Source organism: Kitasatospora sp. NPDC024654 (assembly GCF_055559155.1).
On record NZ_JBVHLF010000054.1, the window covers coordinates 1 to 12265 of the forward strand.

General features: G+C 72.1%; 11 protein-coding genes and 1 pseudogene. 6 read left to right on the forward strand and 6 right to left on the reverse strand.

Going from position 1 to position 12265, the window contains the following annotated elements:
• Positions 1-343: 343 nt before the first annotated feature.
• From ACZ38L_RS26605 to ACZ38L_RS26615, 3 genes are read right to left on the reverse strand one after another with little or no spacing between them, the layout of a single operon-like run.
• Entirely contained in the window at positions 344-1417 is a 1074-nt protein-coding gene (locus tag ACZ38L_RS26605) for a threonine aldolase family protein (RefSeq protein ID WP_465697863.1), read from the reverse strand.
• Positions 1414-2157, reverse strand: a complete 744-nt coding sequence (locus tag ACZ38L_RS26610) for an SDR family NAD(P)-dependent oxidoreductase (RefSeq protein WP_396568407.1) — start codon at positions 2155-2157, stop codon at positions 1414-1416. Before ACZ38L_RS26610 ends, ACZ38L_RS26605 begins: the two co-directional genes overlap by 4 nt.
• Positions 2154-3554: a DUF6421 family protein gene (locus ACZ38L_RS26615; protein WP_465697865.1), complete on the reverse strand. Its 1401-nt coding sequence runs from the start codon at positions 3552-3554 to the stop codon at positions 2154-2156. The genes ACZ38L_RS26610 and ACZ38L_RS26615 overlap by 4 nt, the downstream gene beginning before the upstream one ends.
• 252 nt (positions 3555-3806) lie before the next feature.
• Between ACZ38L_RS26615 and ACZ38L_RS26620 the strand changes: the two genes are divergently transcribed.
• Together ACZ38L_RS26620 and ACZ38L_RS26625 are read left to right on the forward strand one after the other, a co-directional pair.
• Positions 3807-4400 carry a DUF5134 domain-containing protein gene (locus tag ACZ38L_RS26620; RefSeq protein ID WP_465697867.1) on the forward strand — a complete coding sequence of 198 codons (594 nt, stop codon included), beginning with the start codon at positions 3807-3809 and terminating at the stop codon, positions 4398-4400.
• A 147-nt stretch (positions 4401-4547) separates the two neighbouring features.
• On the forward strand, positions 4548-5501 hold the full coding sequence (locus ACZ38L_RS26625) for a M56 family metallopeptidase (protein WP_465697869.1): 954 nt from the start codon (positions 4548-4550) through the stop codon (positions 5499-5501).
• 9 nt (positions 5502-5510) lie between these two features.
• Here the strand turns inward: ACZ38L_RS26625 and ACZ38L_RS26630 are convergent, their stop codons facing one another.
• On the reverse strand, positions 5511-5936 hold the full coding sequence (locus tag ACZ38L_RS26630; protein WP_465697871.1) for a MarR family winged helix-turn-helix transcriptional regulator: 426 nt from the start codon (positions 5934-5936) through the stop codon (positions 5511-5513).
• Positions 5937-6080: 144 nt separating this feature from the next.
• Between ACZ38L_RS26630 and ACZ38L_RS26635 the strand changes: the two genes are divergently transcribed.
• Positions 6081-7574: an MFS transporter gene (locus tag ACZ38L_RS26635; RefSeq protein ID WP_465697873.1), complete on the forward strand. Its 1494-nt coding sequence runs from the start codon at positions 6081-6083 to the stop codon at positions 7572-7574.
• Between the two features lie 205 nt (positions 7575-7779).
• On the forward strand, positions 7780-8427 hold the full coding sequence (locus ACZ38L_RS26640; RefSeq protein ID WP_465697875.1) for a TetR/AcrR family transcriptional regulator: 648 nt from the start codon (positions 7780-7782) through the stop codon (positions 8425-8427).
• A 22-nt stretch (positions 8428-8449) separates the two neighbouring features.
• Here ACZ38L_RS26640 and ACZ38L_RS26645 read toward each other — a convergent pair.
• Positions 8450-9320, reverse strand: a pseudogene (locus ACZ38L_RS26645) (helix-turn-helix domain-containing protein).
• A gap of 443 nt (positions 9321-9763) precedes the next feature.
• On the opposite strand from ACZ38L_RS26645, the gene ACZ38L_RS26650 reads away from it, so the two are divergent.
• The gene (locus ACZ38L_RS26650; protein ID WP_465697877.1) at positions 9764-10348 is read left to right on the forward strand and encodes an ATP-binding protein; all 585 of its coding nucleotides are present in this window, start codon (positions 9764-9766) and stop codon (positions 10346-10348) included.
• 157 nt (positions 10349-10505) lie between these two features.
• Here the strand turns inward: ACZ38L_RS26650 and ACZ38L_RS26655 are convergent, their stop codons facing one another.
• Complete coding sequence (locus tag ACZ38L_RS26655) at positions 10506-10742, reverse strand: DUF397 domain-containing protein (protein WP_396568416.1); 237 nt, start codon at positions 10740-10742, stop codon at positions 10506-10508.
• 399 nt (positions 10743-11141) lie between these two features.
• Here ACZ38L_RS26655 and ACZ38L_RS26660 point away from each other — a divergent pair, with 399 nt between their 5' ends.
• On the forward strand, positions 11142-12125 hold the full coding sequence (locus tag ACZ38L_RS26660) for a sirohydrochlorin chelatase family protein (RefSeq protein ID WP_465697880.1): 984 nt from the start codon (positions 11142-11144) through the stop codon (positions 12123-12125).
• Positions 12126-12265: the final 140 nt, after the last annotated feature.

Consider the following 12265-nt stretch of genomic DNA (forward strand, 5'->3'; position numbering starts at 1 on the left):
TCGCAGGCCCTCCGGGCGTTTCGTTCGTTCTGCATTCAGCTTATCAGACCCGATCCGCACTGTTTCCCGCGGCTCTTTCCCGACTCACTTCCCGCAATTTCGCTTCCGGCCTTCCGGCTTTCCGCTGCCCCGACTCTACCAGAGTTTCCGCACCGCACTTTCCTTCGAAAAGGACATGCGGAAACCGAATGCTCATCGCACAATCGGGGGGGTTGTCGCTCTCCCACCACCACCAGGCGGCCGGGGCAACCCGGAGAACGTTACGGAGATCGATCAACGAAGTCAAACCGGCCCCGGGCAGTCGCCCGGGACCGGTTCGAGGAGACCAGCGAAGCGTTCGGACCTACCGGCCCATCTCCTCCGCAATGGCGGCCGCGAAGGCGTCGATGTCGGCCTCCGTGGTGTCGAAGGCCGACATCCAGCGCACCTCGCCCGTGTGCTCGTTCCAGAAGTAGAAGCGGTAGCGCTTCTGCAACCGCTCGCTGACCTCGCGCGGGAGCACCGCGAAGACGGCGTTGGCCTGCACCGGGCGGACCACGGTCACGCCGTCGATCCGCTGGACCGCCCCCTCCAGCCGCTTCGCCATGGCGTTGGCGTGGCCGGCGTTGCGCAGCCAGAGGTCCCCGCTGAGCAGCGCCTCGAACTGCACCGAGGCGAAACGCATCTTCGAAGCGAGCTGCATCGACATCTTGCGCAGGTACTTGATGTTCCGGACCTTCTCCGGGTTGAGCACCACCACGACCTCGCCGAAGAGCAGGCCGTTCTTGGTGCCGCCGAAGGAGAGCACGTCCACCCCGGCATCGGTGGTGAACTCCCGGAACGGACGGTCGAGCGAGGCCGCCGCGTTGGCCAGCCGCGAGCCGTCCATGTGCACGAGCATGCCGCGCTCGTGCGCGTGCTCGCAGATCGCCCGGACCTCCTCCACCGTGTAGAGGGTGCCCAGCTCGGTGCTCTGGGTGATCGAGACGGCCAGTGGCTGGGCCCGGTGCTCGTCACCCCAGCCCCAGGCCTGCTGGTCGATCAGCTCGGGGGTGAGCTTGCCGTCCGGGGTCGGCACGGTGAGCAGCTTGATCCCGGCGATCTTCTCCGGGGCCCCGCACTCGTCCACGTTGATGTGCGCGCTCTCGGCCGCGATCACCGCGCCCCAGCGCGGCAGCAGCGACTGCAGCGCGACCACGTTGGCGCCGGTGCCGTTGAAGACGGGGTACGCCTCGGCCTGCTCGCCGAAGTGCCGCTGGAAGACGCTCTGCAGGTGCTCGGTGTACTGGTCCTCGCCGTACGCGATCTGGTGCCCGCCGTTGGCCAGGGCTATCGCGGCGAGGATCTCCGGGTGGACGCCGGCGTAGTTGTCGCTGGCGAACCCCCGTACGGCGGGGTCGTGCCGCCGCACGGCGTCCGTGCCGGAGGTGGTGCTCATCGGGCTGTCAGCCACAGGTGCTGTCCGTTCAGTTCGGCGGCGGATCGCTCCCAGAGACCCGCCAGGGAGTCCGCGAGGTCCGCGGTGTCGGTGAATCCGGCGAAGGCCGCGTCCGGGCGCTCGGCGCGCATCTCGGGCGTGACCAGCGCCTTGATGACCAGGATGACAGCCGCCGCGGTGGGCGCGCCGTCCTCGGCGGTCGTCTGCTTGACGAAGGAGTGCGCCATCGAGAGCGTCCAGGCCTCGCTGGCGGCCTTGGCCGCGGCGTAGGCGGCGCCACCCGCGGTGGGCTTGTGCGCCGCGGTGGCCGAGATCATCGCGTACCGGCCGGCCTCGCTGCGCAGCAGCGCGGGCTGGAAGGCCAGCGAGGTGTGCTGCAGGGTGCGGACCACCCGGTCGTGCAGCCAGTCCCAGTCGTCGATCCGGCTGTCGTGGAAGGTCTTGCTCCCGCGCCAGCCGCCGACCAGGTGGAACACGCCGTCGACCCGGCCGTGCTCGGACTCCAGGTGGTCGGCCCAGTCGTGCACCTCCTGCGGGTCGAGCAGGTCGATCACCTGGCCGCTGATCCGGGCGCCGGGGACGGTGGCCCGTACCGCGTCGGTGGCCGCGTCCAGCCGCTGCGGGTCGCTGCCGGCCGCGACGACGGTGGCGCCGGCCGCGGCCAGGCGGCGCAGCGTGGCGCGCCCGGCCGGACCGGTGGCACCGGCCACCGCGACGACCTTGCCGGTGAGGTCGCTCATGCCGCGGCCTCCTGCAGGCCGGCGCCCGTGATGCCGGTGGTGGCCGCGATGACGCCGCCGAGCTTCTTCGAGAGGGCCTCGAAGAACATGCTGAGCGGGAACTCGTCGGGCAGCACCACGTCGCAGAGCGCCTTGTTCAGCGCCTTCGGTTCGGTGACGTCCAGCGGCAGGGCCTCCGGGCCCTTGGCCCAGGTGGACGCCGGGTGCGGGGTGAGGTAGCGGGAGACCAGCTGGTAGGCGGCGATCCAGTGCGCGGTCTTCGGGCGGTCGATGCCGGCCCGGTAGAGGTCCTCGATCTCGCCGCAGAGCGCGTTGGTCACCTCGGCGACCCGCGTCCAGTCGATGCTGAGCTTGTTGTCGCGCCAGCGCAGCGCGTCGTGCTGGTGCAGGTAGGCGAAGAGCAGCTGACCGCCCAGCCCGTCGTAGTTGCGGACCCGGCCGCCGGTGACCGGGAAGCGGAACATCCGGTCGAAGAGGATCGCGTACTGCACGTCGCGGCCCTGCTCGTAGCCCTCGGCCTCCAGCCGGACGGCCTCCTTGAAGGCGGTCAGGTCGCAGCGCAGCTCCTCGAGGCCGTACATCCAGAACGGGCTGCGCTGCTTGATCATGAAGGGGTCGAACGGCAGGTCACCGTGGCTGTGGGTGCGGTCGTGCACCAGGTCCCAGAGCACGAAGGTCTGCTGGGCCCGCTGCTGGTCGGTGATCAGCGCGGCGGCGTCGGCCGGGATCTCCAGGCCGAGCAGCTCGACGGCGGCGCCGGAGACCGCGCGGAACCGGGCGGCCTCGCGGTCGCAGAAGATGCCGCCCCAGGTGAAGCGCTCGGGCGCCTGGCGGACCGCGACGGTCTCCGGGAAGAGCACCGCGGAGTTGGTGTCGTAGCCGGCGGTGAAGTCCGTGAAGGTGATCGGCACGAACATCGGGTTGTCGAAACGGGTCCGCTCCAGCTCGGCCAGCCACTCCGGCCAGACCACGTTGAGCAGCACGGCCTCCAGGTTGCGGTCCGGGTTGCCGTTCTGCGTGTACATCGGGAAGACCACCAGGTGGGCCAGCCCGTCGACGCGCTCGGCGGCCGGCTGGAAGGCCAACAGCGAGTCGAGGAAGTCGGGCTCCCGGTAACCGGTCTCGGCCCACTTGCGCAGGTCGGCCTGGACGGCGTCGAGGTAGGCCGCGTCGTGCGGGAAGAGCGGCGCGAGTTCCGCGATCGAGGCGAGAACCGTGTCCAGCAGCGGGTCGACGGTCTGCCGGTCGATGGCGGCCAGGTCGATCGAGCCGTCCTTGGACTGCAGCGGGCGGAGCGCCTCGACGGCCTGCTTCAGCCGCAGCCACGCCGGGTGGTCGGCCAGGGAGTCGGAGGGAAGATCGGCCGCCGCAGCGAGCCTCGGCGAAAGATTCTGCATGGGAGACCTACTTCGACAGGAGGTATTGAGTCAAGGACACGATAAGGACGAAAGGTTCTCCTGTTCAAGGGGGGGCCGATGAGAGAACCTGCACACCGTGGGGCGCCCGACCGGACGGCGGCGCCCTGGGCGCGCGTGACCCGCTATACAGAACGGTGCACTCCCATGCGCCCCGGTGCGCGCCCTAGCTGCCCGGCGGGTGACCGGTGATCGTGGTCGGTAGCCCCATTCGCCCGGTGAACAGGGGGACCGATGCCCGGTCCAGCCGTCCTCAGCTGGCTGCTGGTCCTGCTGGCCGCCACCACCGGCGCCTTCTGCCTGGCCCGGCTGCGCGCCGGCGCCGCGGGCAGGCACCGGGCGAGCCGCGAGTCGGACGCGGCCGAGGCCGTGATGGCGCTCGGCATGGCGGCCATGGTGCTGGGCGGTGACCGGCTGCCGGCGCCGCTCTGGGGCGGGCTGTTCGGCCTGCTCGGCGCGGTCTTCCTGGTGGCCGCCGCGGGCCGGCCGGGATCGCCCGGGCTGCGGGCGCACCGGCTGCACCACGCGGTCGGCGCGCTGGCGATGGGCTACATGGCGCTGGCGATGGGCCGGAGCCCGCACCCGGCGGAGTCCGGCATGGTGATGCCGGTGGGCGTGCCGCCGCTGACCGGCCTGCTGCTGCTCTACTTCGGCTGCTTCGCGCTCTGGACCGGCAGCCGGCTGCTCACCGCGACTGGTCATCCGGCCGCCGCCGCTCCGGCCCCGGGCGGCCCCCGGCCGGGATCGCTGCTGACCGCCGCGGCCCTCCCTCAGGCCTGCCGACTCGCCATGGGCGTCGGCATGTTCGCGATGCTGCTGACCCTCTGACAGCCGGCTCGCCGACCCGCCGACGACCCGTGCCGCGGGGGCGCGTGGCGTTGGTCACTGCGCCGGACGGGGTGTTCCTCGGCGCGCTGGGAGCACCTAGATTGAGCCACGGCGTACTGTCGCGTTCTCCCCGGGGGAGCCCCTGCCATGACGGCCCTGCTCGGCCTGCTGCTGCTCGGTGTGCTGTTCTCCACCGCCGGACCGGCCCTGCTGGTCCGGGCCAACTGGGCCCGCCGCGAGCCGGTGCTGGCCCTGTGCGTGTGGCAGTGCCTGGTGGCCGCGGTGCTGCTGTGCTGCGTGCTGAGCCTGCTGCTGGCGCTGTCGGCCGCGCTGCCCCAGGTGCGCGCGCTGCTCTTCACCGGCGCGCCGCACGGGGTCGAGGCGGCCTACGGGCTGGCCGACGCGGAGGGTTGGGGTCGGTTCTGCACGGCACTGCTGGCACTGGGCGGGCTGCGGACCGCGCTGTCGCTGGCCCGGGAGCTGCGCACGGCCCGGGCGGAGCGCGACCACCGGCACGCCGAACTCTCGCACCGGGCACCGGAGCTCCCCGCCGGGATCGGTCAACTCCCCGGGCAGCGTGAGCGGTTGGTCGTGCTGGAAGACGTCCGGCCGGAGGCCTGGTCACTGCCGGGCGCCGGGGCCCGGCTGGTGGTCACCACCGGAGCGCTGCACCGGCTCACCGACCGGGAGTTGGCCGCGGTGCTGAGCCACGAGCGCGGCCACGTCCGGGCCCGGCACCACTGGCTGGCCAGTTGCGCGGAGGCGCTGGCGGCCGGGTTCCCCGGGGTCGGGGTGTTCAGCGCGTTCCGGGACCAGGTGGGCGAGTTGGTGGAGCTGGCCGCGGACGACCGCGCGGCGCGCCGGCACGGACGGTTCACCACCGCCACCGCGATGGTCGAACTCAACGCCGGACGCGGGGTGTTCGGGACCTGCCCGGCACCGGGCCAACTGGCCCAGGCGCCACGGCGGGTGGATCGGCTGCTGGCCGGCGAGCCGCGGCTGTCGGTACCGGACCGGTTGGGGCTGACGGCGGTCGCGCTGGCGGCGCCGGCCGCCGTGCTGGCGCTGGCCGTAGCACCGGGGCTCACCGCGCTGCGCTGAGCCGGCGGTTCACCCGCAGCCGCTCTCCTCGACCTGACTTGGCGTCAACATCCTGGCCAGCACCTCGCGTTGGAGCGGGCGGGCAGCCTCGTAGCGGTCCCGGCCGAGCGGCGAGAGCGAGACGTAGACGCCGCGCCGGTCGAGGTCGCACATCACCCGCTCGATCAGCCCGGCCTTCTCCAGCCGGCCGACCAGCCGGGAGAGCGCGCTCTGGCTCAGGTGCACCTTGTCGGCGAGCTCCTGCACGCGCAGCTTGGCGCCGACCTCCGCCGGCGCCTCGGCCAACCGCTCCAGCACCTCGAAGTCGCTCATGCCGAGCCCGTGCCGCTCCCCCAGCTCGCGATCGAGGGCACAGGTCGTCGCCGCGTGTCGGGCCAGCAGCACACGCCACTCGGTGACCAGGGCGGCCGACTCGGCCGAGTCAGGTGAAGACACCCTCGCACGGTAACACATGCACGTGAACTAAATGCAAGCAGAATATATTCGCTTGCATTGGATGCGTGTGCATGTAGTCTGCTCCGCATGACCACAGCCCGCACCACCGGACCGACCGTCGGCCCAACCACCGGACCAGGGAGAATGACTGACGCACCATCTGATTCCGACCGCTGGACCCCGCGGCTCTGGGGAGCCCTGATCGTCCTCTGTGCCGCGCTGTTCCTGGACGCCCTCGACACCTCGATGGTCGGCGTCGCGCTGCCCTCCATCGGCAGCAGCCTGAAGCTCTCCACCTCCACCCTGCAGTGGGTGGTCAGCGGCTACGTCCTGGGCTACGGCGGGCTGCTGCTGCTCGGCGGCAGGGCCGCCGATCTGCTCGGCCGCCGCCGGGTCTTCCTGGTCGCGCTGGCCGTCTTCGCCGTCGCCTCGCTGCTCGGCGGGGTGGTGGACGACGGCGGGCTGTTGATCGCCGTCCGCTTCCTCAAGGGCGTCAGCGCGGCCTTCACCGCGCCGGCCGGCCTCTCCATCATCACCACCACCTTCGCCGAGGGCCCGGCCCGCAACCGGGCGCTGTCGATCTACACCACCTGCGGCGCCAGCGGCTTCTCGCTCGGGTTGGTGCTGAGCGGCCTGCTCACCTCGGTCGGCTGGCGGTGGACCTTCCTGATGCCGGTCCCGGTCGCGCTGGTCGCGCTGGTCTTCGCGATCCGGCTGCTCCCCCGCCCGACCGAGTCGGAACGCGGCCAGGGTGGATACGACCTGGCCGGCGCGGTGATCGGCACCGGCGCCCTGCTGCTGCTGGTCTTCACCGTGACCGAGGCGCAGAGCGTCGGCTGGGCCAGCGCGCGGACGATCGGCTCACTGCTCGCGGTGGTCGTGCTGGGCGCGCTCTTCCTGCGGATCGAGCTGCGCGCCGCGCACCCGCTGGTCCGGCTGGGGATCTTCCGCAACGGCGCGGTCGCCCGGGCCAACCTGGCCGCGCTCACGCTGTTCGGCAGCTACGCGGGCTTCCAGTTCCTCGCCACCCTCTACCTGCAGCGACTGCTCGGCTGGTCGGCGCTGTCGATGGCGCTCGGATTCCTGCCGGCCGGCGCGCTGGTCGCGCTCTCCTCGACCAGGATGGGCGCCATCGTGGACCGCTTCGGCACCGGCCGGCTGCTCCCGCTCGGCGTCCTGGCGCTGCTCGCCGGCTACCTGCTCTTCCTGCGGCTGGACACGCACGGCAGCATGTTCGGCCTGGTCGTGCCGACCACGGTGCTGCTCGGGATCGGTTTCGCGCTCGCCTTCCCCTCCGCCAACATCGCCGCCACCGACGGGGTGGCCGACGACGAGCAGGGGCTGGCCTCCGGCCTGGTCAACACGGCCATGCAGGTGGGCGGCGCACTGGGACTGGCCGCGGTCACCGCGGTGATCACCGCGGGCAGCCACGGCGGCACCTCCGCGCAGGCCCAGCTGGCCGGCTACCGTCCGGCGCTGCTGCTGGTCGCCGGGGTCGCGCTGGTCGGCCTGCTGATCACCGCCGGCGGCGCACTGCTGGACCGCCGACGGGCGGCCGCCGCGCACCCGGTGCCGGACTACGACTACCGCCGGGCCGCCGAGCCCGTGGACGCCGCGCTCGGGGCCGAGCGGGTCTGAGCCGGCTCGGGCAGGTCCCTCACCGACGCCCACCGGGCAGGCGAGAACTCGCCACCCGGTGGGCGTCGGTCTCACCAGTCCCCCGTCCTGGTGAGACCGACGCCGGCCCCCGTACCGGGCCGACGCCCATTCTCGGACGTACGCCGTCGGGGCTCCGGTCAGCAGTATATTGACCGATAGCCAACCAACGTACGGAGCAGACACGATGGCACCCCGCGGGGATTCGGTCAACGAGGAGATGCGCCTGCGGTCCCGGCGCCGACTGATGCACGCCACCGTCGAACTCGTCGACCAGCACGGATACGCGAGCACCACGCTCGCGGACATCGCGGAACGGGCCGGCCTCGCCCGCGGCCTGGTGTCCTATTACTTCGACGGCAAAAGACTTCTGATGCAGTCGGCCACCCACCGGCTGATGCACCTGGAGCTGGCCGCCGCGCTCGACCGGCTCGGCCCGGACGCCGCGCCACGGCAGCGGCTGGCCTGCGTCATCGACGCCGTGCTCAAGCTGGCGCTGGACCACCCGCGGGTGATGCGCTCGCACCTCGCGCTGATCCTGGATCCGGACGGCGGCACCTTCGTCCACGACCCGGAGCAGCGGCAGCTGGGCGCGATCCTGCGGGAGGTCCTGGCGGGGTGGGGCGCGGCCGATCCCGCGGCCGAGCACGCGGTGCTGCGCAGCGCGCTGATGGGCGGCTGCATAGGCCTGCTGCTACCGGGGGCGCGGACCCCGCTGTCGCCGATCCGGGCCGACCTGTTCGCCCGCTACGGGCTGGACTGGGAGCTGGGCAACCCGCCGGAGCGGGACGCACCGGCCCGGCCCACCGTGCCCGCGCCGGCCACCGAACGCTGAGTGCCCTGCTCGGCCTCGGCGTTCAGCTCTCGGCGAGGATCGAGGTCAGCAGTTCGACCGTCCGCTCCGGGGTGAGGCTGTCCACGCAGAGCCGTTCCATCACCTGGACGTAGGCGTCCACGTCGTCGCGCTTGTCGAGGTAGAGCGCACTGGTGAGCTGCTCCAGGTAGACCACGTCCGCCAGGTCCTGCTCGGGGAAGCGCAGGATGCTGAACGCCCCGCTCTCCCCCGCGTGCGCGCCGAACCGGAACGGCATCACCTGGATCACCACGTTGGGCTGCTCGGCGACATCGATCAGGTACTGGATCTGACCGCGCATCACCTTCGGTCCGCCGACCGGCCGGCCGGCGCAGCGCCGCCTCGTCGATCACCGCCCACAGCCGCGGGCTCTGACCGGCGGCCAGCAGCTTCTGTCGGCGCAACCGCAGGCCGACCAGGCGCTCGATCTCCTCGTCGCCGAGCACCGGGCGACTCTGGCCGAAAACCGCCCGCGCGTAGTCCTCCGACTGCAGCAGACCGGGGATGAACTGGACCTCGTAGGTGCGGATCAGCGCCGCCGCCTCCTCCAGGCCCACGTAGGTCTGGAACCAGTTCGGCAGCACGTCGTTGAAGCTGTGCCACCAGCCGGACTTGTTGGCCTCGCGGACCAGGCCGAGCAGCGCCTCGCGCTCGCCGCCGTCCTCCACGCCGTAGAGGCTGAGCAGGTCGGCGACGTCGCGCTCCTTGAAGCTGACCCGGCCGAGTTCCATCCGGCTGATCTTGGACTCCGAGGCGCGGATCGCGTACCCGGCGTCCTCACGGGTGATGTTGCGGCTCTCGCGCAGCCGGCGCAGCTGGGAGCCCAGGAGGATCCGGCGCACCATCGAGCCGCCGCCGGGCTGAACTGTGGTCATGCCGTGGGAACCTCCGCCTCGGGAAAACAGCGCACAGTCTGCCATCAACTGGGCGCTGACAGTGCCGGTAGTGGCAGACGGATCTATCAATTCTGCATCGGCACCGTCATCGGCACACCCATCGGCACGGCCAGATGCACGTGCATCCGGCTCCTGCATATGCCAATAGTGCGACTGCACGTGAATCCACTCTTGCATCTGCCGTAAGCGCAGAGCACGATGGTGCACGTGCAGTTGCACACCCCCTTGGCAGTCCCGCGGGCTTCGCCGTCGACCCACGCGCGACTCCGCACCTCAGCAGGGCCGCGTACGACGCGTCCGGCCGGGGGTGTGCGGACGAGTGCGGGCCGGTCACGGCGGCGAAGCGGCCGAGCGAGTCGGAGGTGACCGGCATGACCCCGCCGGGTCCAGCCGTGTCCGCCCCCTTATGGGAGGAGCTCTTCATGGGCACCGGTGCGGCCCTGGCCGTCGATCCTGACGTTGTGACATGCACGCTCGCCCCCCGCTACGAGGCGGTCAGAACCGCCCGCGACTTCGTCCGAACCACCTTGCTGCGCTGGGGACTCGACGACCTCTTCGACGATGTCGCCCTGGTGGCCTCGGAGTTGGTGACCAACGCGCTGCGGCACGCGATCGGGGCGCCGACCCCGGCGGACGCCGTTGCCGGCGCGGCCGGTTCGACCGGCTGCCCGGGCCGACCGGTGTTCCCGACGCAACTCGGGCCCGGGCGGAACCTGGACGACCGGCTGCCGATCCGAATAAGCCTGGTGCACCGCGCCCCCAACCTGGTCTGCGCCGTCAGCGACCCGAGCAGCGACGGCCCGGTGACCCGGGAGGCCGACTTCGTGGCCGAGTCGGGGCGGGGACTGCACCTGGTGGACTCCTTCAGCCGCTCCTGGGGCTGGCACCCGCTGGCGGGGGCCGGGAAGGTGGTCTGGGCGCTGTTCGAGGCCGAGCTGCCCACCCTCACCGGACCGGTCCGACCGAGCGAGCCGGTCACGCTGGGGCGCCACCGCCGCTCCGCCTGACCGCGACCACCGAACGCCGCGCGGCCGCGCGGCGTTCCGTCACATCCACCCGCACCATCCGGGACCTCCCCACCCGGAAGCGCCGAACGCCCGCCCGAAGACGCCGAACGCCGCCGCGGCGCGAACTCCCACGACGGCGCTGCCCGGGTCGGGCCGGTCAGCTCACCAGGTGATCGAACTCCCCGTCCTTCACCCCGAGCAGCAGGGCCGCTATCTCGTCCCTGGTGTAGATGAGGGCTGGGCCGTCCGGGAACCGCGAGTTGCGCATCGCCACTCCACCGCCCGGGAGGGCGGCCAGCTCCACGCAGTTCCCCTTCGAGTTGCTGTACTGGCTCTTCTGCCAGACCACGCCGTCGAGGTCCGCAGCCGCCATGCCGTTGTACAGGTGATGCATAGAAATCTCCCAAACCCTGGAGTACTCGTACTGACTCGGCGCCCGACCGTTCCGGCCGCCGGCCGCCTCCGGCTCGTACGGGCAGGGCAGATGCCTCACTTGTCGTGATGATAACGCCAGTGCACGTGCATCGGCATGTGAGTTTGCTCGTGCACGGGCGTGTACATGTCGTAACGATTACCACGCTGACGGGTGTGACTGGTGAGACATAAGTGGACATATGCCAATCTTCCGCCCAGCGGGCGGTGACCGGCAGTGGTCCGAGCAGAACGACGCGGGGAGGGAGGCCAACCGTTGCAGCGGGACCGAAAGATCAACTCCGCAGTGACCTCCTCACAATCCGTCACCTTGGGCAGCCGGCTGCGGAGTGCTCGCGGCGATGTCCTACGATCTCCGTCCATGAGCACTGCTGCCATCCCGGGCTCTTCTCTGCCCGTCCGCACGCCAGGCTCCCGTGCGCGGGGGCGCCACCGTCGGCCCGAGCGGCCCGAGGTTCCGGCCGGCGCACCGACGCTGGTACTCGTGGTTCCGGGTGAGGCCACGCCCGAGGCGGTGGCAGTGGTGGACGAACTGCTCTCCGTGGTGCGCGGCGAGCACCTCGGCATCGAGGTGACCGCGGGTTGGCTCACGCCGACCGGGCCGGCGCCGGCCGACGGCGGGGAGAGCGACGCGGAAGCCGGCCGGCCCAGCGTGGCCGAGCTGCTGCAGGCCGCCGCCGAGGCCGGGCTGCCCGCCCCGCTGCTGATGCCACTGCTGGCCGGCCCGCACTCCGCCCTGACGGAGCTGCAGCACCTCGCCGAGCAGGCCGGATCCCCGCTGACCGAGGTGCTCGGCCCGCACCCGCTGCTCGCCGAGGCCGTGCACGTCCGGCTCTCCGAGGCCGGCCTGGCCCGCGCCGACCGCGCCCGGCTGTTCGCCATCACCACCGCCGCCGACGGCGTCGTGCTGACCACGGTGGGCGGCCCGGAGGCCGTCGCCGCGGCGGAGATCACCGGCGTGCTGCTGGCCGCGCGCCTGGCGGTGCCGGTCGTCGCCGCGGCCCTGGACGTCCCCGGTGCGGTGGCCGCGGCCGTCGACCACCTGCGGAACACCGGTTCGCAGCGCCCGGCGCTGGCCCCGCTGGTGATCGGCCCCGAGGCGGACCCGGAGCTGCTGCGGGCCGCCGCCGAGGAGACCGGCTGCCCGAGTGCCGAGCCGCTGGGCGCCTATCCGACCGTCGGTCAGCTGGTGGCCACCAGCTACCTGGCCACCGTCGGGGTCACCCCGCCCGAGGCGCCGGCCCGGAGCAAGCGCGCCGAGGCGAACGACGAGGCTGCCGAGACCCCCGAGACCCCCGAGGCCCCCGAGGCCCCCGAGGCCCCCGAGGCGGAGCAGGGCGAGTAGACGTGGTTCACCCCGGCCCTGGGGGGGGGGGGGGGGGGGGGGGGGGGGGGGGGAGGGACGGTCCGTGCCCCCACCCGACCCCCCCAGGGGCCATTGGGGGGGGGAGGACAAGGAAAAGACGGCAAAGAAAAAAGCCTCAC

Bases quoted from the DNA above. Each gene is read 5' to 3' on its own strand.
- ACZ38L_RS26610 (WP_396568407.1), bottom strand. From the start codon at position 2,157: ATGAGCGACCTCACCGGCAAGGTCGTCGCGGTGGCCGGTGCCACCGGT.
- ACZ38L_RS26605 (WP_465697863.1), bottom strand. From the start codon at position 1,417: ATGAGCACCACCTCCGGCACGGACGCCGTGCGGCGGCACGACCCCGCC.
- ACZ38L_RS26655 (WP_396568416.1), bottom strand. From the start codon at position 10,742: ATGCATCACCTGTACAACGGCATGGCGGCTGCGGACCTCGACGGCGTG.
- ACZ38L_RS26650 (WP_465697877.1), top strand. From the start codon at position 9,764: ATGGGCACCGGTGCGGCCCTGGCCGTCGATCCTGACGTTGTGACATGC.
- ACZ38L_RS26625 (WP_465697869.1), top strand. From the start codon at position 4,548: ATGACGGCCCTGCTCGGCCTGCTGCTGCTCGGTGTGCTGTTCTCCACC.
- ACZ38L_RS26660 (WP_465697880.1), top strand. From the start codon at position 11,142: ATGAGCACTGCTGCCATCCCGGGCTCTTCTCTGCCCGTCCGCACGCCA.
- ACZ38L_RS26615 (WP_465697865.1), bottom strand. From the start codon at position 3,554: ATGCAGAATCTTTCGCCGAGGCTCGCTGCGGCGGCCGATCTTCCCTCC.
- ACZ38L_RS26620 (WP_465697867.1), top strand. From the start codon at position 3,807: ATGCCCGGTCCAGCCGTCCTCAGCTGGCTGCTGGTCCTGCTGGCCGCC.
- ACZ38L_RS26640 (WP_465697875.1), top strand. From the start codon at position 7,780: ATGGCACCCCGCGGGGATTCGGTCAACGAGGAGATGCGCCTGCGGTCC.
- ACZ38L_RS26635 (WP_465697873.1), top strand. From the start codon at position 6,081: ATGACTGACGCACCATCTGATTCCGACCGCTGGACCCCGCGGCTCTGG.